General features: G+C 64.8%; 32 protein-coding genes and 1 pseudogene. 18 read left to right on the top strand and 15 right to left on the bottom strand.

Annotated elements, in window-relative coordinates; genetic code table 11:
* Positions 1-263 precede the first annotated feature (263 nt).
* The 3 genes and pseudogenes from ACIP5Y_RS42960 to ACIP5Y_RS42970 form a co-directional block, all read right to left on the bottom strand.
* Positions 264-1309: pseudogene (locus ACIP5Y_RS42960) on the bottom strand (glycosyltransferase family 4 protein); the annotation flags it as partial.
* Positions 1310-1991: 682 nt separating this feature from the next.
* Entirely contained in the window at positions 1992-3038 is a 1047-nt protein-coding gene (locus ACIP5Y_RS42965) for an AMP-binding protein (RefSeq protein WP_400359185.1), read from the bottom strand.
* A 120-nt stretch (positions 3039-3158) separates the two neighbouring features.
* The gene (locus ACIP5Y_RS42970; RefSeq protein WP_400359186.1) at positions 3159-3512 is read right to left on the bottom strand and encodes a cupin domain-containing protein; all 354 of its coding nucleotides are present in this window, start codon (positions 3510-3512) and stop codon (positions 3159-3161) included.
* Positions 3513-3576: 64 nt separating this feature from the next.
* Here ACIP5Y_RS42970 and ACIP5Y_RS42975 point away from each other — a divergent pair, with 64 nt between their 5' ends.
* Positions 3577-5064 (top strand): PLP-dependent aminotransferase family protein, encoded by a 1488-nt coding sequence (locus tag ACIP5Y_RS42975; protein ID WP_400359188.1) that lies wholly within the window; start codon positions 3577-3579, stop codon positions 5062-5064.
* A gap of 47 nt (positions 5065-5111) precedes the next feature.
* Here the strand turns inward: ACIP5Y_RS42975 and ACIP5Y_RS42980 are convergent, their stop codons facing one another.
* Positions 5112-7163 carry a M13 family metallopeptidase gene (locus ACIP5Y_RS42980; protein WP_400359190.1) on the bottom strand — a complete coding sequence of 684 codons (2052 nt, stop codon included), beginning with the start codon at positions 7161-7163 and terminating at the stop codon, positions 5112-5114.
* Entirely contained in the window at positions 7150-9207 is a 2058-nt protein-coding gene (locus tag ACIP5Y_RS42985; protein WP_400359191.1) for a M13 family metallopeptidase, read from the bottom strand. Before ACIP5Y_RS42985 ends, ACIP5Y_RS42980 begins: the two co-directional genes overlap by 14 nt.
* Positions 9208-9513: 306 nt before the next feature.
* On the opposite strand from ACIP5Y_RS42985, the gene rplN reads away from it, so the two are divergent.
* The 6 genes from rplN (at position 9514) to ACIP5Y_RS43015 (ending at position 11658) form a co-directional block, all read left to right on the top strand.
* Positions 9514-9882, top strand: a complete 369-nt coding sequence (rplN, locus tag ACIP5Y_RS42990; RefSeq protein ID WP_400359192.1) for a 50S ribosomal protein L14 — start codon at positions 9514-9516, stop codon at positions 9880-9882.
* Positions 9883-9885: 3 nt separating this feature from the next.
* A complete protein-coding gene (gene rplX / locus ACIP5Y_RS42995; RefSeq protein WP_400359193.1) occupies positions 9886-10200 on the top strand; it encodes a 50S ribosomal protein L24 in 315 nt (104 codons plus the stop codon).
* 1 nt (position 10201) lies between these two features.
* Positions 10202-10768, top strand: coding sequence for a 50S ribosomal protein L5 (rplE, locus tag ACIP5Y_RS43000; protein ID WP_400359194.1), 567 nt, complete (start codon positions 10202-10204; stop codon positions 10766-10768).
* Between the two features lie 4 nt (positions 10769-10772).
* Complete coding sequence (locus ACIP5Y_RS43005) at positions 10773-10958, top strand: type Z 30S ribosomal protein S14 (protein WP_029923637.1); 186 nt, start codon at positions 10773-10775, stop codon at positions 10956-10958.
* An 83-nt stretch (positions 10959-11041) separates the two neighbouring features.
* A complete protein-coding gene (locus ACIP5Y_RS43010; RefSeq protein ID WP_400359196.1) occupies positions 11042-11242 on the top strand; it encodes a type II toxin-antitoxin system VapB family antitoxin in 201 nt (66 codons plus the stop codon).
* An 11-nt stretch (positions 11243-11253) separates the two neighbouring features.
* Complete coding sequence (locus tag ACIP5Y_RS43015; protein WP_400359785.1) at positions 11254-11658, top strand: PIN domain nuclease; 405 nt, start codon at positions 11254-11256, stop codon at positions 11656-11658.
* A 93-nt stretch (positions 11659-11751) separates the two neighbouring features.
* Here the strand turns inward: ACIP5Y_RS43015 and ACIP5Y_RS43020 are convergent, their stop codons facing one another.
* The 4 genes from ACIP5Y_RS43020 to ACIP5Y_RS43035 form a co-directional block, all read right to left on the bottom strand.
* Complete coding sequence (locus tag ACIP5Y_RS43020) at positions 11752-12705, bottom strand: LLM class flavin-dependent oxidoreductase (protein ID WP_400359787.1); 954 nt, start codon at positions 12703-12705, stop codon at positions 11752-11754.
* 271 nt (positions 12706-12976) lie between these two features.
* Positions 12977-13558, bottom strand: coding sequence for a GNAT family N-acetyltransferase (locus ACIP5Y_RS43025; RefSeq protein WP_400359198.1), 582 nt, complete (start codon positions 13556-13558; stop codon positions 12977-12979).
* 65 nt (positions 13559-13623) lie between these two features.
* The gene (locus ACIP5Y_RS43030; RefSeq protein ID WP_400359200.1) at positions 13624-14001 is read right to left on the bottom strand and encodes a hypothetical protein; all 378 of its coding nucleotides are present in this window, start codon (positions 13999-14001) and stop codon (positions 13624-13626) included.
* Between the two features lie 171 nt (positions 14002-14172).
* Positions 14173-14379, bottom strand: a complete 207-nt coding sequence (locus ACIP5Y_RS43035) for a hypothetical protein (protein ID WP_400359202.1) — start codon at positions 14377-14379, stop codon at positions 14173-14175.
* 206 nt (positions 14380-14585) lie between these two features.
* Between ACIP5Y_RS43035 and ACIP5Y_RS43040 the strand changes: the two genes are divergently transcribed.
* Both ACIP5Y_RS43040 and ACIP5Y_RS43045 read left to right on the top strand, forming a co-directional pair.
* Entirely contained in the window at positions 14586-15485 is a 900-nt protein-coding gene (locus ACIP5Y_RS43040; protein ID WP_400359203.1) for a helix-turn-helix domain-containing protein, read from the top strand.
* Complete coding sequence (locus tag ACIP5Y_RS43045) at positions 15482-15670, top strand: DUF397 domain-containing protein (RefSeq protein WP_400359205.1); 189 nt, start codon at positions 15482-15484, stop codon at positions 15668-15670. Before ACIP5Y_RS43040 ends, ACIP5Y_RS43045 begins: the two co-directional genes overlap by 4 nt.
* A gap of 39 nt (positions 15671-15709) precedes the next feature.
* On the opposite strand, the gene ACIP5Y_RS43050 is transcribed toward ACIP5Y_RS43045, so the two are convergent.
* On the bottom strand, positions 15710-16246 hold the full coding sequence (locus tag ACIP5Y_RS43050; protein WP_400359207.1) for a hypothetical protein: 537 nt from the start codon (positions 16244-16246) through the stop codon (positions 15710-15712).
* A 265-nt stretch (positions 16247-16511) separates the two neighbouring features.
* Between ACIP5Y_RS43050 and ACIP5Y_RS43055 the strand changes: the two genes are divergently transcribed.
* The 3 genes from ACIP5Y_RS43055 to ACIP5Y_RS43065 all read left to right on the top strand — a co-directional run bounded on the left by ACIP5Y_RS43055 (position 16512) and on the right by ACIP5Y_RS43065 (position 17535).
* A complete protein-coding gene (locus ACIP5Y_RS43055; protein ID WP_400359209.1) occupies positions 16512-16844 on the top strand; it encodes a hypothetical protein in 333 nt (110 codons plus the stop codon).
* Complete coding sequence (locus ACIP5Y_RS43060; RefSeq protein ID WP_400359211.1) at positions 16841-17167, top strand: hypothetical protein; 327 nt, start codon at positions 16841-16843, stop codon at positions 17165-17167. The genes ACIP5Y_RS43055 and ACIP5Y_RS43060 overlap by 4 nt, the downstream gene beginning before the upstream one ends.
* 116 nt (positions 17168-17283) lie before the next feature.
* Positions 17284-17535, top strand: coding sequence for a hypothetical protein (locus tag ACIP5Y_RS43065; RefSeq protein WP_400359213.1), 252 nt, complete (start codon positions 17284-17286; stop codon positions 17533-17535).
* 24 nt (positions 17536-17559) lie between these two features.
* Here ACIP5Y_RS43065 and ACIP5Y_RS43070 read toward each other — a convergent pair whose 3' ends face one another.
* The 5 genes from ACIP5Y_RS43070 to ACIP5Y_RS43090 are packed head-to-tail and all read right to left on the bottom strand — an operon-like array spanning position 17560 to position 20564.
* The gene (locus tag ACIP5Y_RS43070; RefSeq protein WP_400359215.1) at positions 17560-17919 is read right to left on the bottom strand and encodes a YbaB/EbfC family nucleoid-associated protein; all 360 of its coding nucleotides are present in this window, start codon (positions 17917-17919) and stop codon (positions 17560-17562) included.
* Positions 17920-17952: 33 nt separating this feature from the next.
* Positions 17953-18516 carry an SMI1/KNR4 family protein gene (locus tag ACIP5Y_RS43075; protein WP_400359217.1) on the bottom strand — a complete coding sequence of 188 codons (564 nt, stop codon included), beginning with the start codon at positions 18514-18516 and terminating at the stop codon, positions 17953-17955.
* Positions 18488-19942, bottom strand: coding sequence for a deaminase domain-containing protein (locus ACIP5Y_RS43080; RefSeq protein WP_400359219.1), 1455 nt, complete (start codon positions 19940-19942; stop codon positions 18488-18490). The genes ACIP5Y_RS43075 and ACIP5Y_RS43080 overlap by 29 nt, the downstream gene beginning before the upstream one ends.
* Positions 19939-20241: a WXG100 family type VII secretion target gene (locus ACIP5Y_RS43085; RefSeq protein WP_400359221.1), complete on the bottom strand. Its 303-nt coding sequence runs from the start codon at positions 20239-20241 to the stop codon at positions 19939-19941. Before ACIP5Y_RS43085 ends, ACIP5Y_RS43080 begins: the two co-directional genes overlap by 4 nt.
* Positions 20238-20564, bottom strand: coding sequence for a WXG100 family type VII secretion target (locus tag ACIP5Y_RS43090; RefSeq protein WP_400359223.1), 327 nt, complete (start codon positions 20562-20564; stop codon positions 20238-20240). Before ACIP5Y_RS43090 ends, ACIP5Y_RS43085 begins: the two co-directional genes overlap by 4 nt.
* Before the next feature lie 347 nt (positions 20565-20911).
* Between ACIP5Y_RS43090 and rpsH the strand changes: the two genes are divergently transcribed.
* The 6 genes from rpsH to rplO are packed head-to-tail and all read left to right on the top strand — an operon-like array spanning position 20912 to position 23596.
* Positions 20912-21310: a 30S ribosomal protein S8 gene (gene rpsH, locus ACIP5Y_RS43095; protein ID WP_400359224.1), complete on the top strand. Its 399-nt coding sequence runs from the start codon at positions 20912-20914 to the stop codon at positions 21308-21310.
* Between the two features lie 14 nt (positions 21311-21324).
* On the top strand, positions 21325-21864 hold the full coding sequence (gene rplF / locus ACIP5Y_RS43100) for a 50S ribosomal protein L6 (protein ID WP_400359226.1): 540 nt from the start codon (positions 21325-21327) through the stop codon (positions 21862-21864).
* Positions 21865-21867: 3 nt separating this feature from the next.
* Entirely contained in the window at positions 21868-22275 is a 408-nt protein-coding gene (rplR, locus tag ACIP5Y_RS43105; protein WP_400359227.1) for a 50S ribosomal protein L18, read from the top strand.
* Between the two features lie 31 nt (positions 22276-22306).
* Positions 22307-22969: a 30S ribosomal protein S5 gene (gene rpsE / locus ACIP5Y_RS43110; protein WP_400359229.1), complete on the top strand. Its 663-nt coding sequence runs from the start codon at positions 22307-22309 to the stop codon at positions 22967-22969.
* Between the two features lies 1 nt (position 22970).
* On the top strand, positions 22971-23156 hold the full coding sequence (gene rpmD, locus ACIP5Y_RS43115) for a 50S ribosomal protein L30 (protein WP_400359230.1): 186 nt from the start codon (positions 22971-22973) through the stop codon (positions 23154-23156).
* Positions 23153-23596 carry a 50S ribosomal protein L15 gene (rplO, locus tag ACIP5Y_RS43120; RefSeq protein ID WP_400359231.1) on the top strand — a complete coding sequence of 148 codons (444 nt, stop codon included), beginning with the start codon at positions 23153-23155 and terminating at the stop codon, positions 23594-23596. The genes rpmD and rplO overlap by 4 nt, the downstream gene beginning before the upstream one ends.
* The last annotated feature ends 36 nt before the right edge of the window (positions 23597-23632 follow it).

The following is a 23632-nucleotide window of genomic DNA, read 5'->3' on the forward strand; positions in this document are numbered from 1 at the left end:
CGGTCCCTTCCTCTATGACTTTCGTGTCCGGAACGACGTTGTCCGCCACCGTTTTACGGCCCGGCGTCGGACCCATCCCGGTCAAGAGGGCTGGATCGGATACCGCGCCCGGCACCGGCCCCGCGGGCGGCCGGCGACGGCCGCCGGAACGGGTGATGGGCGTGGGCGCGGTGACCCGCGCGGGCCGCGTGCGCACCACCCGATTCGGCGCCGGCGCCGACTGGTGGGCCGGAGCGGACGCCCAGGTGTGGATGGTGATGCGACCGCCGCGGCGCGGGCGCCGCGTGCTCGCCACCCGGCGATAGATCTCCTCGTAGCCGCGTCCCAGCGTGTCCGCGCCGAAATTCGCGACCACATGCGCGCGCATCGCGGCCGGATCATACGAGCGCACTTCCTCGATGGCAGCGGGCAATTCGTCCGGATGATCGCAGATACGACCGGTGACGCCGTCCACGATCACCTCGGACACGGCCCCGCCGCGCAACGCCACCACCGGCGTTCCGCACACCATCGCCTCGATCATGACCATGCCGAACGGTTCCTCCCAGCACACCGGGAACAGCAGGCAGCGCGCTCCGGCGAGCAACTTGCGCTTGGCCGCGGCATCGGCCATTCCGAACATGGTGTCGCGTTCGGTGAGCAACGGCCGGACCGCACTGTCGAAATACGCCACCTCGGGCGGCTCCGCGCATTTACCCGCCAGCACCAAGGGCAGACCGGCCGCATGCGCGGCCTGCAAGGCCAGGTGGGGGGCCTTGTCCGCGGTGAACCGGCCCAGGAAGAGAGCGTAGTCCTGCTTCTCCGCCTGGAAGGGCCAATCCTCGACCCGCAACGCATTGTGCACGCGCCCGGCCCAATTCAGGTCCGGGGCCAGCGCCCGCTGCCGATCGCTGATGGCCACCAGATGCGCGTCCTCGCCGAGTTCGCTGTAGTAGATGTACGGATCGCCGTTCACCGGGCCGTGCACGGTCACCACCGTCGGCAGTCCCAGCTCGCGGTAGACGGGCAGATTCAGCGCACCCGCGAAGGTGTGATCGTGCACCACATCCAGGTTGCCGCCCACCGCCAGCCGCTCCAATACGCGCCGCACCTTCAAGGCGTGCACCACCTCCGGGAACGGATCACCCAGCCGCTCGGCCTGCACGCGATCCCACAGCGGGATCAGATTCCCCTTGGTGCCGTTCTCGCCCGCGCCGAGCAGCGTGACCTCGTGACCCCGCTCCACCAGGGCGTCCACCAGATCCGCGACCACGGCCTCCACACCGCCGTACGCCTTGGGGGGAATGTCGAAATACGGTGGTACCACCATCGCAATGTGCAACCGCTCGCTCTCCGCCGAGGAGAATGAAAATGCAGACGTCGGGCTGGGCACGGATTCCGCGCTCATGACAGCCCCTCCTTCCGAGGACACAACTCTTCGGTGCCCTTGCTGGGCGGGCGCCGAATCTTGCGGGCCGGACCGGTGAGAGGAAGATCGAAAGCGTTTGTGCCGCAGGAGGCCACGCTCCGTGTGAGGAACGCTCGGGATGATCGTCGCGCCGGCTGATGCCCTCGGATGGCGCGCAGGCAGAAGCAGCGGAGACGACTCCAGCAGCGATGATGAAGGGCCGACGCGGTCGATCGGCATGCGGTGAACCAATTCGAAGGCACCCCGGGCGCGTCATCGCGCTCGGCGGCCATTGGGTGATTTCCACACTATCGCTGGAAAACGCACAATTAGGGCAGATCGAAGGGTTCCGGGGTTCATCCGCGCAAAGTTCGCCCGCACAACCTCTGCATGTGGGCGCCGGGACAATTCCCCGTTACCGGCGGTGCGGCGGAACGCCTTGGCCCCGAATAGTTCTCCGCAGGGTCCCGAATAGTTCTCCGCAGGCGGGCTCGGGGAGGATCTTGGATCACCGCGTAAGCGGTCTCTACAGCAGCGATTACCTGGCGGTCGGTTTCTGGGACGCGCGCCGCGCCCGGCGTCGGTCAGGCCGCGGCGTAGTCCGTCAGGCCGCGGCGTAATCGATCCCGGCAGCCTCTGCCGCAGCATCGAAGATCAGCCAGCCATCGGCCGTCCATCGGCCACGCAGGCCCGTACGGGCCAGACGACCGTCCGCCACGAACGGGTCGGCGGTGAAACCCACGGCCGCATCGGTGAGTTCGACGGCCAGCGCCGCGCCACCCAGATAGACGTCACCCGGCTGACCCGGCGCCACCGGGCGCAGGGCCGAATCCAGCACCAGCAGGCGCGCACCCGGAATCGGACGCAACCGCCCGGAACCATCCAGCGGACCGCGCGCGGCGACCCCCGCGTATTCGGGCGTGGCATAGGCGAATCCGGCGCACGATCCCGGCGCGAGCGCACGCAGCAGCCCGGCCAGCTCCGGCGGGCAGTCCGTCCCGAGCACATCCCAGCGGCGCACGCTCGGCAAGGCCGGTGCGGCAGGCAGTTCGGCCAGCTCGGCCAGGGTCGCGGCGGCGGCGACCACATGGGTCGCGGCACAGTTCGCGATGAGTCCGGCCAGCGCCGAGGCATGCGTGCGCTGACCTTCGGTGGCGAGCACCAGGGTCGCGCCGTCGGCCAACGCTGCGAGCAGTTCCACTGCGGCGTCGGTGCAATCCCACTGAGTGGCCAGCAGTCGCACATCCGCGGCGCCGAACGCGCGGTCGACCGTGCAGGTGCGCTGATCGGCGACCACGGCCCGGCGGTCGTCGGCGGCCGCGGCCACCGCGTCCGGAACCAGGCCGGTACCCGTCGGCCCGAGCTCGACCAGCAGCGCGCCGGTCTCGGCGGCGAGCGCGATATCGGTCAGTAGCCGGGCCAGATCGTCGAGGGTCGGGCCCGCACTACCGGTGACACCGCCGTCCAGCTGCTCGTACAGCTCGGCATAGGTGAGGATGTGACCACCGCAGCGGACGGCCGTCCGCAGTGCGGGCACCCGCCGACCGCATTCGATCAGCGCGGCGACCGACAGCACGTCGTACAGGTCGACGCCGTTCGCCCACTCGTCCACGAGCCGGTGACGCTCGACGGTGGACAAAATCTCCGGCACCGCGCGCTCCATCGTTCCCAACCTCAGTCAAAACTTATGCAACCCTAACCTAATATCCAATTTACACAAGCACCGGCTCGATCCGGAACCGAACCGGCAACAAGCGGACCTCGACATCGATCAGTTCCCGTACTGCTTCGTCTCCGGATGCTCGATGAGCACGATATGAGCAGGGGACGAGGCCACCGGACGGTGACGAACACCTCTCGGCACCGTGAACAGCTCGCCCGATGTGAGAACCACCGCGGCACGATCCTCGAGCTCGATACGGAAGGTCCCGGACCAGCACAGGAACAACTCGTCCTCATCGTGGTGATGCCACGGGAACTCGCCCTCGATCATCGCGACCCGCACCACCGATTCATTGACCCGAGCCAGCTCACGCTGCTGGAACGGACCCGGAAGCGTGGCGATGGTCGCGGGAATCGAAGCGGGAATCGAAGTGGCAGTGGATGTTTCGGCTACTTCACTCATGCGGACAATCCTTCGGCAACCGGCCTGGCCGGCACAGGGCCAATCGGGCAGAATTGGTCCCGTTATGGAGCCAATCGACGTCACCGAACGACTCGGACGGTGGTCGTCCGGGCGCGGACCGCTGTACGTACTGCTCGCCGCACGGCTACGGCAACTCATCGACGACGGCGAGCTGCCCACTGGATCCGCCCTCCCCGCCGACCGGGCCTTCGCCGGACAACTTGCCGTCGGCCGCAATACCGTGGTCGCCGCCTACGACCTGCTCGCCGCCGAAGGCCGCATCACGCGCCGGCAGGGGAGCGGCACCCGCGTCTCCGGACCCGCCGCGGGCTCCGGCCCGGACACCACCGCCGCACCCATGTTCCTCAACCTGCTCGAACCACAGGACGACATCCTCACCCTCGCCTGCGCCGCGCCCGAAGCCCCGCCACCGGCGATAGTCGACGCATACGCCCGGGCCCTGCCCATCATGGCCGCCATGACCGCTGAAATCGGTTACCACCCGGCCGGATACCCGCCCCTCCGGCAGGCCGTCGCCGACCGCTACACCCGCCTGGGCGCCCCGACCACCGCCGACCGGATCCTCATCACCAACGGCGGCCAACAGGCGCTGTCCCTGCTGGCCCGCGCCTTCGTGCGCCCGGGTGACCGCGTTCTCGTCGAAACCCCCACCTATCCAGGCGCATTGGAAGCCTTCCACGAGGAAGCGGCAATCCTCACCGCGTTACCCATCGGACTACCCGGATTCGAGGCCACGGCCCACGCCCGGCGACCGGTGCTGGCCTACTTCACTCCCACCTTCCAGAACCCCACCGGCACCGTACTTTCCGCCCTGCGCCGACGCCGCATCACGGAAATCGCCGCCGCCCTGGACATTCCGCTCATCGCCGACGAAATCACCGCCGACCTCCCCTTCCCCGGCGTGGATGTCCCGCCACCCTTGGCCGCCGAAACGGCCCCGCCCCTGTCGCTCGGTTCCTCGTCCGCCGCCATCGGCCACACTGCCGCCGCGTTCGGGGCCACGGTCATCTCTATCGGCTCGCTGAGCAAGAACACGTGGGGCGGGCTGCGCATCGGCTGGATACGCGCCACGCCACCCGTCATCGCCCGGGTGACCCGCCTGCGCGCCGTGCACGATCTGGGCGGCAACCTGCCCGCCCAGATCGCCGCGACCGGTCTCGTGCCCGACATAGACGCGCAGTGCGAAACCCGTGCCGCACACCTGAAATCGGGTCACGACGTGCTCCGTGCCGCACTTGCCGCGCGACTGCCGGAGTGGTCGGTGCCGGCCGTGACCGGCGGCCAGACCCTGTGGGTGCGGCTGCCGTACGGGGACGGCACCTCCTTCGCGCAGACCGCGCTGCGGCACGGCGTGGCGGTGCTGGCGGGCAGTGGGCTGGACGCCGCGGGCGGCAGCGAGGACCGCATCCGGCTGCACTTCCGGCATCCGGCCGGCCTCCTCGTCGAGGCCGCCGACCGGCTCGCCGCCGCCTGGCAGGCGTACCACCCGCCCGCCGAACCCGCCAGCGCCGCACCACCTCTCGCGATCTAGGCACGACCGCCCGCGATGCTGTCGGGCCGCAGTGGGATGCGGGCGGCTCAGAAGGTGACGCGCTGATCCTCCGGCAGGAACAGCTTGTCGCCCTCCTTCACACCGAAGGTGGCGTAATACTCCGCCTGATTCCGCACCACTTGATTGGCGCGGAATTCATTGGGGGAGTGGACATCATTGGCCAGCAGATTCTCGGTGTACTGGGTGGTGGCCTTGGAACGCCAATTCCGGCCCCACGCCTCGAACATCGGCCGATAGTCGGGATTGGCGACGTTCTTGCGCTGCTGCTGAATCCGGTAGGCGGCGAAGGCCATCTGCAACCCGCGATTGTCGGCCACGTTCTCGCCGAGCGTGAGCTGACCGTCCACATGCTGATCCGGCGGCAGACCCGCGGGTACCAGCACGTTGTACTGGTCCACCAGCTTCTGCGTGAGAGCGTCGAACTTGGCCCGATCCTCCGGCGTCCACCAATCCTTCAGATTGCCGTCCGCGTCGTACTTGGAACCCTGATCGTCGAAGCCGTGCCCGATCTCGTGCCCGATGACCGCGCCACCCGCACCGTAATTCACGGCCTCCTCGGCTTCGGCATCGAAGAACGGCGGCTGCAGGAAGGCGGCCGGGAACACGATCTCATTATTGACCGCCTGGTAGTACGCATTCACGGTCTGCGGCGACATGCCCCACTCGGTCTTGTCGACCGGCTCACCCAGCTTCGCGAACATCTTCTTCGAAGCGAAGGTGTCGACGGCGAGCAGCGATCGGATCAACTGCCCGCGGGTGATCTGCAAGCCCGAGTTGTCCTCCCACTTGTCCGGATACCCGATCTTCACCGTCATCTTGGCCAGCTTCACCAGCGCCGCATCCTTGGTGGGCTGCGACATCCAGGTGGAAGCGGTGAAATTGGCCTTGTAGGCGGCCACCAGATCGGCCACCATATCCAGCGCCCGCTGCTTGGCCTCCGGCGGGAAATACTTGTCCACGTACAGTTTTCCGAGCTCGTCACCCAGCGTGTCGGATACCGTCGCGACCGCCGACTTCCACAGCTCCGGCCGTTGCTGCAGCCCGCTCATCACCGTGCCGAAGAACTCGAAATTGGCATCGGCAATGGTCTTCGGCAGGTACTTCGCGAACGAGCGCACCAGCGAGAGCTTCAGATAGTCCTTCCACTCACCCAGTTCCACGTCCTGCCACAGCTGCCCGGCGGCGGTCACGAACGACGGCTCACCCACGATCACCGTGTCGAACAGGCTCGCCGGTCGATCGGTATTCCCGGCCAGCCATGGCGCCCAATCGAATTGCGGCGCCAGCGCGGTCATCTCGGTCCAGGACATGCGGTTATAGGTGGCCTCGGTATTGCGCAGCTTCACCTTGTCCCAGAAACCGGCCGCAATACGCGTCTCCAGATCCACCACCCGCCCGGCCATTCCGGCCGGATCGGGGAATCCGGCGCCCGCGGCGATCTTCTCCATGAAGGTCCGGTATGCCGAAAGCTTTTCCGCCAGTTCGGGCTTGCGATAGTACTGCTCGGCCAGCCCGATGCCCGACTGTCCGACCGCCGCCACATGGGCGCTGGAATTCTTGCGATCCACGGTGACGCCCAGCCCGATCGGCCCGCCGACCGGCAGCCCGCCCATCACCTTGGCCAGCTCGGGTTTCGCCGCGGCGGCATCGATCGCGGTGAACAGCTCCTGCAGCGGCGTCATACCGAGCTGCTCGATATCGCCCAGGTTCAGCCGCGCGTCGTACAGATCGCGGATCAGCTGACCATCGCTGCCCGCCTTCGGGTCCTTGATGCCCTGGATGATCTCCCGCAGCTGCTGCTCGACCCGATCGCCCACCTCGTTGAAGGTGCCGAACGACACCTTGTCCGGCGGCAGCTGATACTCCTGCAGCCACTTGCCGTTCACGAAGCGATACAGATCGTCCTGCGGCCGCACCGCCGGATCCGAACCCGACATATCCGGGCCCGCAAGGGGTTCCGACGCATTCTTGTTGGTCGTCGAATCCTTGGTGCAGGCCGCCAGCGCGGCCGCCGCCGGCACCAGGCCCAGCGCCGCGAGGAAACGCCTGCGATCCAATTCGAACTCAGAAAACGACACGCTGGTCCTCCGGCAGATACATCTTGTCGCCCTCCTTGACCTGGTAGGTGAGGTAGAACTCGGGCAGATTCCGCACCACCTGATTCGCCCGGAACTCGGCGGGCGAATGCGGATCCTCGGAGATCTGCATCTGCACGTACTCCGTGGTGGCCTTGGTCCGCCAGGTGCGTGCCCACGCCTCGAACATGGGCGTGAAATCCGGTTTCGCCGTGCTCCTGCGCTGTTCGGCAATGGCATACGCGGCGAGCGCCATCTGCAAGCCGTGGATATCGGCCACATTCTCGCCGAGCGTCAGCTTGCCGTTCACATGCTGCTCGGGCGTCAAGCCCTCCGGGACCAGCGCATCGTATTGCGCGACAACCTTGTCGGTGCGCGCCGTGAAGGCGGCGCGATCCTCCGGCGTCCACCAATCGCGCAGATTCCCGTCCCCGTCGTACTGCGAACCCTGATCGTCGAAACCGTGCCCGATCTCGTGCCCGATCACCGCACCCACCGCGGCGTAATTCACCGCGGCCTGCGCCGCCGGATCGAAGAACGGCGGTTGCAGGAAGGCGGCCGGGAAGACGATCTCATTGTTGACCGGGTTGTAGTAGGCGTTCACGGTCTGCGGCGCCATATCCCATTCGGACTTGTCGACCGGCTTGCCGAGCTTGTCGAATTCGCGCGCGGACTGGAAGTTGTGGGCCGCGATCAGCGATTCCACCAGCTTGCCGCGCGTGACGGTGAGCCCGGAGTAGTCCTGCCACTTGTCCGGGTAGCCGATCTTGGTGGTGATCTTCTCCAGCTTCACCAGCGCGGCATCCTTGGTGGGCTGCGACATCCAGCTGGAATTGTGGAAATCGTCACGGTAGGCGGCCATCAGATCGGCCACCATCTCCAGTGCCTGCTTCTTCGCATCGGGCGAGAAATGCTGCGCCACATACAGCTTGCCGAGCTGCTCGCCCACCGTGCCGGTCACCACGTCCAAGCCGTCGCGCCAGCGTTCCCGCGGCTGCTGCACACCCTGCATGGTCTTCACGAAGAAGTCGAAATACGCGTCGTACACCGGCTTCGCGAGATACTGCGAGAACTGCTGCACCAGCGATAGTTTCAGGTATTCACGCCACACCGCGACATCGGTGTCCTGCCACAACTGCCCGGCATGCGTGACATACGACGGCTGCTCCACGATCACCGAATCGAACAGATTGTGCGGCCGGCCGGTGACGCCCGCCAGCCACGGCTCCCAATCGAATTGCGGCGCCAGCGCCACCAATTCGTTCCACCGCAACTTGTTGTAGGTGGCCTCCGGATCGCGCATGCGCACGTTGTCCCAGAACCCCGACGCCATCCGGGTCTGCAGATCCAGCACCCGCTGCGCCATCCCGTTCGGGTCCGCGAGCCCGGCGGCACCGGCGGCCTGCACCAGATATCCGTGATATCCGGACAGCTTGTCGGCGAACTCGGGCTTGCGGAAATACTGCTCCGGCAACCCGATTCCGGTCTGCCCCACCGAGGCGATGGTGGCGGTCGACTTCTTCGAGTCGGCGGTGACGGAGATGCTCAGCAGCGCGGCGACCGGCAGCCCGCCCATCACCTTGGCCAACTCCGGCTTGCCGGGCGCGGCGTCGATGCGCGCGAACAAGTCCTGCAGTGGTGTGATGCCGAGCTGATCGATGGCGGCGCTGTCCATCCAGGCGTCGTACAGATCCCGGATCTGCTGTTCGGGACTCCCCGGCTTCGGGCCGGAGATACCTTCCACAATGGCCCGCAACTGGTCCTCGACGCGGTCGTTGACCTCGTCGAAGGTGCCGAACGAGACCCGGTCGGCGGGCAGTTGATAGGTGCGCAGCCAGCTGCCGTTGACGCTGCGATACAGATCGTCCTGCGCTCGGATGCCGGGATCGGCTCCGGACATGTCCGGCCCGGTCAACGGCTTCGAGCCGGACGAGGAGCTGTCCTTACTACAGGACGCGACCCACGCGGCGGCCGGAGCCAGCCCGAGGGCGAGGAGAACGGAACGACGGGAGAGACTGAAATCGGCGGAACGGCCGGGCAAGGTCACTCGGGTCCTCTCTAATTGCTATCAATTTGCTAGAGGGTTCCGGGGCGAGACTACCCAAACCTCACTCTTCGCGCCTGCCCCATTTGTCCCGTGCCCGGCCCCGATTTGGGCGCCACCTGGGGGCTTGGCTACACTGGACCGGTTGCCTGCGGGAGCTATGCCCGCACTTCGGCCGCGAACCCACAGTGGTTGAGCATCGTCTGATCTCGTATTACCGCTGGCAGGCGCGCGTTTGAGGGGCAACTGACCATGCCCGTCGGGTCGGCAATCCGGCGTGCATTTCGTCCAGGTCTAGGAGGAGCTGAAGTGATTCAGCAGGAGTCGCGACTGCGCGTCGCCGACAACACGGGTGCCAAGGAAATCCTTTGCATTCGCGTTCTCGGTGGTTCGTCGCGTCGCTATGCCGGCATCGGTGACATCATCGTCGCCACTGTCAAGGACGCCATCCCGGGTGGCAACGTCAAGAAGGGCGAGGTCGTCAAGGCCGTCGTCGTGCGCACCGTCAAGGAGCGCCGTCGTCCGGATGGCTCGTACATCAAGTTCGACGAGAACGCCGCGGTGCTGATCAAGGCGGACAACGATCCGCGCGGCACCCGCATCTTCGGCCCGGTCGGCCGTGAGCTGCGTGAGAAGAAGTTCATGAAGATCGTTTCGCTGGCTCCGGAGGTGCTCTGACTTATGAAGGTGCACAAGGGCGACACGGTCATCGTCATCTCGGGTAAGGACAAGGGCGCCAAGGGCAAGGTCATTCAGGCCTTCCCGGCGACCGGCAAGGTCCTGGTCGAGGGCGTGAACCGGATCAAGAAGCACGTCGCGAACTCCGCGAACCAGCGTGGCGCCAGCTCGGGCGGCATCGTCACTCAGGAAGCCGCTATCCAGGCCTCCAACGTGATGGTCGTCGACTCCGACGGCAAGCCGACCCGCGTGGGCTACCGCACCGACGAGAACGGCAAGCGGGTCCGCATCTCCCGTCGCAACGGGAAGGACATCTGAGATGACTTCTACTGAGAACAAGGTGCAGCCGCGCCTGAAGACCCGCTACCGCGAGGAAATCAAGCCGGCCCTGAACAGCGAGTTCAACTACGCCAACGTGATGCAGATCCCGGGCGTCGTGAAGGTCGTCGTGAACATGGGTGTCGGCGACGCCGCCCGTGACGCGAAGCTGATCAACGGTGCGGTCGCCGACCTCACCCTGATCACCGGCCAGAAGCCCGAGATCCGCAAGGCCACCAAGTCCATCGCGCAGTTCAAGCTGCGTGAGGGCATGCCGATCGGCGCGAAGGTCACCCTGCGCGGCGACCGCATGTGGGAGTTCCTGGATCGCCTGATCTCCATCGCGCTGCCGCGTATCCGCGACTTCCGCGGTCTGTCGCCGAAGCAGTTCGACGGCCACGGCAACTACACGTTCGGCCTCTCGGAGCAGTCGATGTTCCACGAGATCGACGTGGACCGTATCGACCGTCCGCGGGGTATGGACATCACTGTCGTGACCACCGCGACCAACAACGAAGAAGGCCGCGCGCTGCTGAAGCACCTCGGCTTCCCGTTCAAGGAGAACTGAGCACATGGCTAAGAAGGCTCTGATCAACAAGGCCAACGCCAAGCCGAAGTTCGCGGTGCGGGCCTACACCCGTTGCCAGCGCTGCGGCCGCCCGCACGCCGTCTACCGCAAGTTCGGCCTCTGCCGTGTCTGCCTGCGCGAGATGGCCCACCGCGGCGAACTCCCGGGCGTCCACAAGTCGTCCTGGTGAGTCCAGGCTCCTTGTGAGCTGAACAACACCAAACCCGAAGGCCCCCACCGAGATCCGTCCCGGTGGGGGCCTTCGGCGTCTCCATGGTGCGCGATGTCGACGACGAAGCGCTTGCCGAGGCGCAGCGCCTGCTGGGCACCACCACCAAGAAGGACACCGTGAACGCGGCTCTGGTCGAGGTTGCGAAGCGAATCAAGCGCGCCAAGGCGCTGGCTGAGCTAGCCGAGATGGGGGAGCGGGGTGACTTCGACATCCTGCTCGAGAAGGGCGACTACCGCTCATGATCGAGTACCTGATGGACACCTCCGCCGCAGTGCGACTGCTCACCAATCCGTCCATCCGGAAGGCATGGCACGAGCCCGTAACCGCGGGAGTCGTTGCCGTTTGTGACGCCGTCGAGCTCGAATTACTCTTCAGTGCAACCTCATTGGCGGATCGCCTTCGGAAAAAGGAGCTCCTGGCCGAACTATTCAGGTGGGTAGTCATGCCGGACGACGTATGGGTCCGTGCCCACCGCATCCAGCAGTCGCTCACCGAACGAGGTCAGCACCGCAGCGCAGGCGTTGTCGACCTCATGGTCGCTGTGACCGCTGCCGCGAGCAACCTGACCATCCTCCACTACGACCATGACTTCGAAACCGTCGCCGGTGTGACCGGCCAACCCACCCAGTGGATATCGACCCCGGGCTCGATCACCTGACTGGTGGCGTGTGCGGCGTCAACCCAGCCCGCTGCGGGTCCGGTGTGAGGGGCACGCTGGGCGGATCGTGTGGTGCAGAGGGTGTTTCGACAACTAGAGGGAGAGTTTGGCGAGGATCTCCAGAACGGCGACTTCTTCGCGGGCGGGATCGCCCAGCGGCTGAATGCTGACCGCGATTTCGTCGGCGCCTGCTCCGTGAATGGCGAGCAGGCGCCGGTGAATTGTTTCCTCGTCGCCGTAGACGAAGGCCTCGTGAATGAGCTCATCGCTCAACTGGCCCTGCGCGGTCAGGGGAAAGCCCGCTTCCCGGAACATCTTGCCGTACGTGGGAAGCGTGGAGAAGTGGGTGAAGCCGGCCTGCGCGGCCCGGCGCACAGTGGCGAAATCGCTGGTGGGGATAACGGTCACGGCAGCAATCAGCGGTGGCCGGTGACGCTGGGCCAGCCGTGCACCCTCTTCCAGTGCCGGGCGGGCGATCGAGCGTATGTAGGAGGGACCGGCGAAGGTAAGCATCGCTCCGTCGGAGACCTCACCTGCCAAGCGCAGCATGTTCTTTCGCAGCGCGGCCAGCACAATCGGCGGCCGCGGCGGCGTGACCATCGGTGACAGGGCTGCGTGAACCTGGTAGTACTCGCCGTCCAGATCGACCCGTCCATCCCAGAGCATCCCGCGTAGCACCGTGATGTACTCGCGCATATGGGCCAGCGGCTTGCCGAACGGAAGGCCGTACTGCCCTTCGATCCGCACCTTGTGGCTCGCTCCGATGCCCAGACGGAATCGCCCCGGCGCCAGCTCGGCCGCGACCAGTGCCTCATTCGCGCGCGCCAAGGGGTGGCTGGGATAGGTGATCGAGATTCCGCTGGCCAATCCGATTCTGCTGGTGCGCACCGCTGCTGCGGTGACAATGCTCAGCCCATCCGGCCCGACCGGCCACGAGGGCACCCAGGCCGTCCCGACGCCCGCCTGCTCCGCACGCGTAATCGCCTCCAAGACGGAGCGCACCGGCGGTGGGAAAAGCACGACCCCGACAGGAAAGGTAGCAGTCATAGCGATTGCCCTTCGATCTCGACTCAGCTTCGACACTAGCGGCCGAGCAGCCGGTCGGCGACCGAACAGCTTGTGCGGAGCCAACTTTCACTCCGATTCCAACGCTGAAAGCACACGGCGCACCTATGCCGCTTTCCCGAGCGGCTCGAAACAGCCACTGCTGCTTTGACTCCGGAAGACTTGTCGATGGTGGACACCGGAGAACGGGTTGCGCGAAGTCCGCCGAGCCTAGTCGCAGAACAGGCGACCGGAAGCTACAGCTCGGGAATGGTCAATTGCGGGGTGCGGGCTCGCGAATACCGTTGTCACGGTGGGCGGGACGAGGGTGTGCTGCCGATTGGACTTTGCGCATGTACACGTCGGTGAAACCGTCTCTTTGGAGCGAGCGGACGATGGTGAAACCCAACTTTTCGGCCACCCGCCGCGATGGTGTGTTGTCTGTCGTCGTCAGGATCTCGACCGGCTGGTGTGGCAGAGTTCGCGTAGCCCACGACATCGCCGCCGTCGCCATTTCCGGGGCATAGCCCTGACCCCAGGAACGGGGCCGGAAGCGATAGTAGAGATTCAACACCTGCTCTCCGTCGCGCACGGTGTGTCGCAGCCCGCCGAAGCCGATGGTCTCGCCCGTAGCAACGACCTGGACTGCCCAGTACCCGATACCGTGTTCGGCCCAATCACACAGCCAGCTGTCGAGCAGCTCACGGGACTCGTCCGCTGATCGCGCTCGACTCGGTCGGAACTGGTTGGCCTTCGGGTCACCGTGGATTTCCAGCACAGCCTGCAGATCATCGGGCGTGACCTTCCGCAGTATCAGCCGCGGTGTGCGTACGAGTTCAGGTGCGTTGTCCACCATGGGCGCAGCCTATGGCGGTCTGTTCGGCGCTGTCACGCCGTTTTCCGCACACGACATGACCGGACTCAACCATCGAGCCGATCCTCTCCGAACGCGGCGTCGATCTCCGCGCGCTCATCGGTGCTGTGAGTGTCGGCCGGGTGGGCAAGCCGTTGCAGCTTCTGCAGATACCGGCGCAACTCGCAGCCGGCCCGCTCACAGTTGTCGCCATGCGCTTCCAGCAGGAGTTCGATGCAGCTGTCGGACAGTGGTGCGTGCGTCGAAGGCTCGGCGTGCCATGCCGGAAGTCTGTTGAAGAACTGCGTGACAGGAGGTTTCGGCGGGTCGGCCGGTGGGTTGTGGGTGAGCGGGTCGGTCATGATCGGCTCCTGGTGAAGGGTCGGGATGGTACTGCTGCCGGGGTGGCTGATGGCTGACCGGCGGCGGGGATGGGCCAGGACCATACGGCGTCCTCCCGCAGCCCCAGCAGTTGAGTGCGGGCGCTGCAGTCCCGGTTGGTATGGCCGTGACCGGCAGTGCATTTGGCGTGCCGGCGCAAGAGGGCTCGCACCTCCAGGGAGGTGAGTTGCCGGGTGGTGGCGATTCTGTGGTGCGACAGTGCGGAATACACGTCGTCAGCGGGCGCGGTGGCGGCCGTGGACGCGGTGGCGGTTGTGAAGGGGGACACGGGGGAGGTGGTGGCCGCCCGCGACGAGGAGAGAGTCACTCGGCGCGAGCGGCGTCCGGGGGTGGTCGGCGTCGGTGATCCCCCAGCGGACCGCCGCCACCAGCAGGAGGCACGTGAGCGTGACGAGAACCAAAGTGCAAGCATCCAAGGGCATTACAACCAACTCCTTGTCGATAGCGTTCGCAGAGAGCGGATTTGGTGATGACGAAGGATGCGCGCTGTCCCCGCCTGGTGCTATTGCCCAGTAGACACCTGGATTCCTTTCGGTGAAACGTACATGGATGAAATTTCGTGAAATACAATGGAATTACTCCGTGAAACGTTTCATCGCGAATCAACCCAGATAGCGAGAGTAACGAAATGGCTGGATCTACCATCCCCCGCAGGGGATTCGGTCGCTTTCTTCATGCGCTCCGTGAACGAGCACAGAAGAGCCTGCTCGTAGCTGGTCTGGAGATAGACGTCTCCCCGCCCACTGTGATGCGTCTGGAGGACGGCCTACCGTCGAAGATCTCTACGCCGCAGATCGAGAAGCTCCTCGACCTCTACCGGGTGACGCCCACAGAGCGTGCCGAGGCTCTCGGGATGTGGGAAGTGGTCAAGCGGCAAGCGAAATTGGCCAAGGTGCAGGGCAGGAGCAAGGGTTGGTGGCAGGGATACAGTGATGTCTACAAGACTTATTTCGATCATTATCTGCGGCTCGAAGCTGCGGCGGCGCACATGACGTCCCACCAGTTGGTGCTGATGCCGGGCATCCTGCAATCGCCGGGATATCGCCGCGCGCTCATCCACGCCACCGTCCCCGGGATGTCGGCGGTCGACACCGAACGTCTGCTCGAGTTGGCCGCCCGCCGACAGCAGCGCCTGATGGATGAGGATCTGAATCTCGTTGCGCTGCTGTCTGAATCCGTTCTGCTCCACCAGCCCGGTGGCACCCGTGTGCTCGTTGACCAGCTGCGCCATCTTGCCGAGATCAGTGAGCGTCCGAATGTTTCGATTCGGGTGGTGCGGCACGAGGTAGGTACATACCCGGGACTCGTGGTTCAATCATTCACCCTTCTCGACTTCCCGCCCATGGCAAGCAAATTGGTCGAGCCGCCGGTCGTCTATGCCGAGGGTGCTGAGGGAGCGCTCTATCTCGAACGAGATGACGTGATCGATCGTTACCGGCGGGCGATATCGGGAATGCAGGCGGTAGCGTTGAGCGAGGAAAGCACCAGGGATCTGGTGCTGAGGATGTCGAAGGAGTATTCGGCGTGACCAAGAAACCGCCGAAGGGCGAGTGGTTCAAGTCCAGCCGGTCCGCCCAGGCTAACGAGTGTGTCGAAGTCTTCCTTGGCGACGATCTCGTTGGAGTCCGCGACACCAAGGATCGAGGCCAGGGGCCGGAGCTCTGGGTCACTGCTCAGCAGTGGGACGCCTTCCTTGCCGGCCTCACCAGCTAGAAGGCCGGGATCGCAAGGCCGCCAAGGCCATCGGCAGTGTCAGCCGCCGACAGGGGAATGGCCGCCGAACCCGCCGCGTAGGACCCGGCCGCCCGCGGCCGGTACGCCGCGATCGAGGATGCGCCCGGCGGTGGGGCGGATGAAACTGCCGAGGGCGAGACCTACGGCGGCGCCGACGGCCGGGTAGACCAGTGACGGCGAATGATGCAGCCAGAAGCGCGAATGCGTGTCCTCTTCGGTGTCGCAGAGATCATCATCCACGCGCACATCGGATTCCGGGTCTACGCAGATCGCGACGTCGGTGGGGTCGGTCTCGTCTTCCTCGGTGGTCGGGGTGGTGGTGAGCGGGTCGGTGGTTGTCGGTGCCGGCGCAGTGGTTGCCGACGGTTGGCGGGTTGTGGTGGCGCCGAAGGGCACGATCGGGGAATGGGTGAGGGTGGGGGAGGTTGCGTGCTCGGAGGAGGCGATACACCCACTGGATACCAGCGCCGCCGCGACCGTCGCCGGCAGGACGTAGCTCACGCGGCGTGACCGCTTGCGCGGTCTATCCGGTTGTGCCACTGGTGATTCGGTCATCAGCCATCCGTTCCTCTCCACTCGGGCGACGCGAAGCGTAGCAGTGGACGCGGTGTGAGGCAGCAGGATTGCATGACCGAATTGTCCCAATCTGCGAGTATGTCGACCCGGCAGGTACATGGCGCGCACTGGGTTCGCCACCTGGCTGCTCGTGATGTGACGCCGGTCTTGGGATCGGTTACGATCGCCCGGCGGGTAATCGGACATTCCGGACATGGGGTTTGGGGAGATTCCCGCGGGGATGTTGCAATCGGAGGGAATTGATTTGAGAGTCAAGGGGATGCGGCCGGGCATGTGGCTCATGGCCGGTGCCGCGGTCGTCGGGGGTGGGATCTTGTTCCCGGCAGTCGCCGATGCCGCGTATCCGCAGGGCGGGACCTTCGCGTGTGATCGTGTCGAGGCGACCGGTGCGCATCAGTTCGAGGGCTACGGGTGCAAGGCATCGCCCGGGTTTCCGTCCCAGGGTCCGGTCGACAAGTTCTACGTCCAGCTGACGCAGGATCCCGGTACCTCGTGGTTCTGCGTGGCCGGTATCGCCACTATCGGTATGCGCAGCGCTCCTGGCGATCTGGTTGCGGACGGTTGTGTGGCTCAATGAGAGGGAACGCTCTGAAGCGCAAGATCATTGCCATCCTGGTGGGTATCGCTGTCTCCGGCCTAGCCGCCGGTATCGCCGAGGCCGGAACCGTGGATGCCGGCTCCTACTCCACCCGGGCCGCGTGTGAGAGTGCGGGGCAAGCGCAGCGGCACGGTGACGTGCTCGGCTATCGATGCAGCATCACCTCGCCCAATTCCGCAACCGGCGACTACTACTACGCCCTGTACCTGGAGACCAAGGACGCCAACCGGCCCTGCCAGAACGGCGGCACCGGTTCGGCCTCGGCGTCGGCAGAGCTCTTCTGCCTCTTCCGGAACAGATAGTCCGGCCAGTTGAAACCGAAGGCCCCCATCGAGATTCGTCTCCGGTCGGGGGCATTTGGCATGTATAGGCGACAAGGAAGGGTATCGGCGCCCTGGGATCCGGTGTCGTATTCTGTTTGATCCCAAAGGGTTCCGACCCCACCTGCACCGTGGACAACGCGAAAGTGGGCGACTGCCTGAAGAAGAAGGGCGCCGACGACCTTGAGGTCGCCGACTGCTCCAGCCCGGACGCCGACTACAAGATCCTGAACTCACTCCCCGACAAGTCCTTCTGCGATCGCGTCTCAGGCACCATCGCCACCTACTCCTACGAGCGCCCAGGCGCCATCGCCCTCCCCACAGTCCTCTGCCTCGGCTCCGCTCACTAGAACTGAACCTCGGCGTCGGAGGTCTCACACAGCGTGCGTAATCCGAGTAGGAGTGGGTTCCTCCCACTCCGGCTCCTCCATCTCCCGCACGCCGGGCCGAGAAGCCGGCACCGAGGCATCAGACAGCCCCGCCAACTCCGCATAAACCCTGTTGGCCTCAACCTCGGCCTGCCTCCGCGCCGTCTGATGACACTGCACTATGGCCCGCGCAAGCCGATCACCCTCAACAGCCATGGCAGCCGACGAGATCCGAAGGTCGGTGATCGTCCCATACGCGTCAGTCTCGACCACCACCGCACCGCCCGATGCTTCAGCGCGACCTCGAACCTGCGTCACTGCCTCGATGATCTGTTTGTTGAGGTTGGCGATCGGGTCATTTCTCATCAAAGGTCTCCCCGTGTTCTCGGTCGTACGACGTCATCGCTCGGGATATTCTTCCCTCGGGAGTCCCATCGCCTCGCGCTTCTGCTGCCGCAACTCGAACAAGCGGCGTCCCTCGGTTCTACTTGCGAGCGCCTGCTCGTAGTGGGCCCATGCCCAACCCAGGAAGCTGTCGTTGAGCTTCTGAATATCATCGGCGTGATGTTCGGTGTAGCAATAGACGGCGGGAGTTCCTTTCTCGAAGAAGAAGAACTTATAGCCCTGATGGTGACCGAAGAAGAATCTATTGTCCATTGAGATGGCCTCGCCGTCTTCTTCGATGAGCGCCCGAACATCTACGAACGTATCGAGCGGTTCCGGGAAGAACACGCCACGGCCTTGAAAGAGTCTGTCAGCTCTGCGACCCATGACCTGGAGAAAGGCGACGTAATCGCTGGGCAAGGGGATCGGTGACACGGCCTGTACTGACGAAACCTCGTCATCGGTGCAGCCGATGAAGCCGCTCTCGGATGCCAATCCCGAGGTGATGAGGGCGTTTCGCAAGCGCTGGGCGCTTTCGCTGCTGGCCGGATCAGGAGCCGGGTACCGAGTAGGTGACATTGAGTTTCACTCCAGGGAATTTCGCTTCGAATTGCTGGATGACATCAGTGCATGCATCACATGGGTTGGCCTCGGTATAGAGATTAACCACACCTTTGGAATCGGGTGTCAGTCGGGTCGCGAGGTTTTCCAGGATTTTGTACTCGGAATCAGTTGGTCGATAAGTGCCGCCAGTTTGGTCGGCCGGATTGAATACCGGGTTCTTCGGCTCACCCAAGGTCCCGTTCAGCGGTGGATCCTCACCGCTCACCGCTCGAAGGCTCTGTGACGGGATATATTGCCCGTCGATCTCGGCTTCGGCGACCGCGACATTCTTCTTGAGCTTGAGTTGGTTGCCGCCGCTCGCGAGGAAGTCTCGAAGGTCCTGGGCGGCCTGCTCGCCGTTGAAGTCGGTGACCGAGTCGGTGTCGCGATACGGTTTCGGCTGGATAGGTTCGCCGGTGGGGCGGGTGTTGGCGTCGAATCGGGTGGGTTTGGCGTCGAGCAGGGGTTGGAGATTCTCGGTCAGGCGGCCGGCGGCTATGGCTGTTCCGGCTAGTGCGACGTTCTTGGCAGTCATCGCGTTGGACAGGGCATCGATAATCGTCACAACCCGAGCGGCGGTGGCCTCGCCGCGGGCGCCTGCTGCTAGTGCTGCTCCGCCGGCGGTCCCTTCAGGCCCGATGAATGAGGAGATCGCAGCTGCGATCCCCACCGTCAGGGCGAATTCTGCGAGCGCTTTCGCGATTTCGCGGTGGGCGTTTGCGAGTGCGGTGGAGTAATCCCAGCAGGCGGTGGACAGGACTCCGTAGTGGTTGGCGATGTTCGTCACGTCGCCGATGACGAGGTCGATCTGGGTCAGGATTTGGGGGACCTCGTCGGAGACCTGTTGGTCGACGATTTCGCGAGCGTTCCGGAGATCTTGGACGATGCCGTTGAGCCCGTTCTTGGCTGTGGTCCACGCGCTGTCGAGGTTTTCGAGGCCGTCCACATGACCGTTCGGCCAGACTCGCCCTTGCAGCCATCGCGTGATCATCGACCAACCCAGTGGTGCGTCGCTGTCACCGCCGTAGGCGCCACGGAATGTGGGAGTCGCGTAGGTGGGGATCGGCAAAGGCGGCGGAAAGATGTTGGCGGGCTTGGGGTTTGTTGCCGCGTCGTTATTGCCGTTCGCGTGGTTGATGCTGGTGCACTTCAACAGGTCGTACAGCTTGCCGAGTCCGTTGGCGAGGTCGGCTCCTGAAGTCACCGCGTTGAAGGCGGCCGGGTCATAGCCTTTGGCGAATCCGTGTCCGGTGTCATCGGTTCCGGCGCAACCCCAGTTGTCGTCCAGCGATTTCGCCAGAGCGGTGATGAGTCCGGTCACCGTTTTGCGTGCTGTTCCGAAAGTTGTTGCGGCTGAATCGAAAGCGGCTGGAAGTACGTCGATCGTGCCGGTAGGGCTCACGCGGGCCACATTTTCTGATTGGTGGTCACGACATTGAAGTAGATCGTGCGTGCTCGGTCGGTTCCGGTACGCAGATCGGTGAGTGCTTGGTGCAATTCGCGAGCGGCCCGTATCCATCGGGCGTGGGCGTCCGAGTGTGCGGCGGCACCGATCCCGGTCCAGTCCACATGCAAGGCCGCGACTCGTCGCTCGATATCGTCCAGTCGTTGCTCGATGGTCGTCTCGATCTTCGCGGCTCGGTCGATTAGCCGCTGCATCTCCGTGAGATCGGTGCGGTACCCGTCGGAATCGCCGCTCACAGGATCGATCCGTCGATCACGGCATTGAACGGCGCCGCAGATCCGGTATCGGTTGCTTGGAAGGTTCGCGCGGCACTCTGCAACGCGCTCGCGTCATCGCTCAGGCCGCTGACGAGATCGCGCGCGGCCGTAGCCCACTCGTCCCATGCGGTCTGGTGCGTGTCGGCGGCGCTACCCCGCCACTTCTCCATCAGTGATCGAACATCACGCATAAGTGATTCGACATCGTCGTGAAAATCCTGGGCCGTAGTCCGCATCCAATCCGCTGCCGCCGAAATGGTGTCCGGATCGGCGCTGAGGCGCTCCCCGCTGCTCCCCGTCATGGAAGTCACTATGGTGCAACATATCTGATCGCCGCAACAGGATGTGGCTCCATCAACCGCCGGCGCTCCGCCCTTGGTGTTGGAGTGGCAGGTTGGGTGCGGTGCGTCAGGGCGGTGAAATGTGACCTGGACCTCGATTTGGCCGCTGATCTGCCCTTGTCTACACTAGACCGGTTGCCTGGGCACACCTGTGTCCGCATGCGGTTGCGTGCGGCGTGTTCCTGGCACGAGCGAATGATCCGGTCGGGCACTCCCGGCTGGACCGCCCCGAATTGTCGTAGGCCCACGACCGCCCGTTGTGACGGTGCTGAATGGGAACCGCGGCGAGAAAGGTAACGGTCAAACACATGACCATGACTGATCCCATCGCAGACTTCTTGACCCGTCTGCGCAACGCCAACTCGGCGTACCACGATCAGGTGAAGGCGCCGCACTCGAAGATCAAGGTGAACATCGCCGAGATCCTCAAGCGCGAGGGCTACATCGCCGACTACCGCATCGAAGATGCCACCGTCGGCAAGAGCCTGATCGTCGACCTGAAGTACGGCCCCTCCCGTGAGCGCTCCCTGCAGGGTGTGCGCCGCGTGTCGAAGCCGGGTCTCCGGGTTTACGCGAAGTCCACCAACCTGCCCAAGGTGCTCGGCGGCCTCGGCGTGGCGATTATCTCCACGTCCACCGGCCTGCTCACTGATCGTCAGGCCAAGCAGCAAGGCGTGGGCGGAGAAGTCCTCGCCTACGTCTGGTAAGGGAGGTAGGAACAATGTCGCGTATCGGTAAGAAGCCGATCCCGGTTCCCGCCGGCGTCGAGGTGACCATCGACGGCCAGAGCATCACGGTGAAGGGTTCCAAGGGAACCCTGTCGCACGTGGTCGCGGAGCCGATCACCGTCACCAAGGCCGAGTCGGGTGAGCTCGAGGTCGTTCGTCCGAACGACGAGCGCCAGAACCGTTCGCTGCACGGCCTGACCCGCACCCTGATCAACAACATGATCATCGGTGTGACGCAGGGCTACGAGAAGAAGATGGAAATCTTCGGCGTCGGTTACCGCGTGCAGGCCAAGGGCTCGAACCTCGAGTTCGCTCTCGGCTACAGCCACCCGGTTCCGGTCGAGGCCCCCGAGGGCATCAACTTCGCGGTCGAGGCTCCGACCAAGTTCTCGGTGTCCGGCATCGACAAGCAGAAGGTCGGCCAGATCGCCGCGGTGATCCACGGCCTGCGTAAGCCCGACCCGTACAAGGGCAAGGGCATCCGCTACGCCGGCGAGGTCGTTCGCCGCAAGGTCGGAAAGACGGGTAAGTAAGCCATGGCATACACCGACAAGCAGAAGGCCGCTCGCAAGCCGATCGGCAAGGATGCGTCGACCGCGCGCCGTCTGTCCAAGACGCGTCGTCACTTCCGTCTGCGCAAGAAGATCGCAGGCACCACCGAGCGTCCGCGCCTGGTGGTCAACCGCTCCTCGCGCCACATCCACGCTCAGCTGATCGACGATTCCGCCGGCAAGACCATTGCCGCCGCGTCGACCATCGAGGCCGATGTGCGTGCGGTCGAGGGCGACAAGTCCGCCAAGGGTGCGAAGGTCGGCGAGCTGCTGGCCGCCCGCGCCAAGGCTGCCGGTGTCGAGGCGGTCGTGTTCGACCGTGGTGGTCACGACTACCACGGCCGTATCGCGGCCCTCGCCGATGCCGCCCGTGAAGGTGGGCTGAAGTTCTGATGATCAACTCTGCGAACGGAAGGAACGTCTGATGCCGGGACGTCAGCGGCGCGACGGCGGAAACAACGGTCCCGCCGGACAGAACAACAGTGGTAGTGGCGACAACAACAACCGCGATCAGCGTGGCGGCGGTCGCGACCGTCGTGGCGATCGTGGCGGTCGTGACAATGCCGCTGAGAAGAACCAGCTCGAGCGGGTCGTCGCGATCAACCGCGTCTCCAAGGTCGTGAAGGGTGGTCGTCGCTTCAGCTTCACCGCCCTCGTGATCGTCGGTGACGGCAACGGTCTGGTCGGCGTCGGCTACGGCAAGGCCAAGGAAGTTCCCGCGGCCATCCAGAAGGGTGTCGAGGAAGCTCGCAAGAACTTCTTCCGCGTCCCGATGATCGGCTCCACGGTCACCCACCCGGTTCAGGGTGAGGCGGCCGCCGGTGTGGTCATGCTGCGTCCGGCCTCGCCGGGTACCGGTGTGATCGCCGGTGGCGCGTGCCGTGCCGTGCTCGAATGTGCCGGCATTCATGATGTTCTGGCGAAGTCGCTGGGTAGCGACAACGCCATCAACGTTGTGCACGCCACCGTTGCTGCCCTGAAGATGCTGCAGCGTCCCGAAGAGGTTGCCGCGCGCCGCGGTCTGCCGATCGAGGATGTGGCTCCGGCGGGCATGCTGCGTGCGCGCGCAGGACAGGGAGCGCACTGATATGGCACAGCTGAAAGTGACCCAGATCAAGTCCAGCATTGGCGCCAAGGCGAATCAGCGGGAGTCGCTGCGCACCCTCGGGCTGCGCGGCATCCGCCAGACCGTGGTGCGTGACGACAACTCGCAGAACCGTGGTCTGATCAACGTCGTGCGCCACCTCGTTGTTGTTGAGGAGGTTTCCGCATGACCATCAAGATTCACCACCTGCGTCCGGCCAAGGGATCCAAGACCGAGAAGACCCGTGTGGGTCGCGGTGAGGGTTCCAAGGGCAAGACCGCGGGCCGCGGTACCAAGGGTACGAAGGCTCGCAAGAATGTTCCGGTCCGCTTCGAGGGCGGGCAGATGCCGATCCACATGCGTCTGCCCAAGCTGAAGGGCTTCACCAACCCGTTCCGTACCGAGTACCAGGTCGTGAACGTGAGTGATATCGCCCGGGTGTTCCCCGAGGGTGGCGCCGTTGGCAAGGCCGAACTGGTCGCCAAGGGTCTCGTTCGCAAGAACGAGCTCGTGAAGGTGCTCGGCGAGGGCGAAATCACTGTGGCCGTTCAGGTCTCGGCTGACAAGTTCTCGGGATCCGCCAAGGAGAAGATCTCCGCGGCCGGTGGCACCGCCACCGAACTGGCCTGACGGTAACCTGAATACGCAGAGGCACCGGGCGCGTCG

Origin of the sequence: Nocardia sp. NPDC088792, assembly GCF_044750615.1 — a bacterium.
Classification (GTDB): domain Bacteria; phylum Actinomycetota; class Actinomycetes; order Mycobacteriales; family Mycobacteriaceae; genus Nocardia.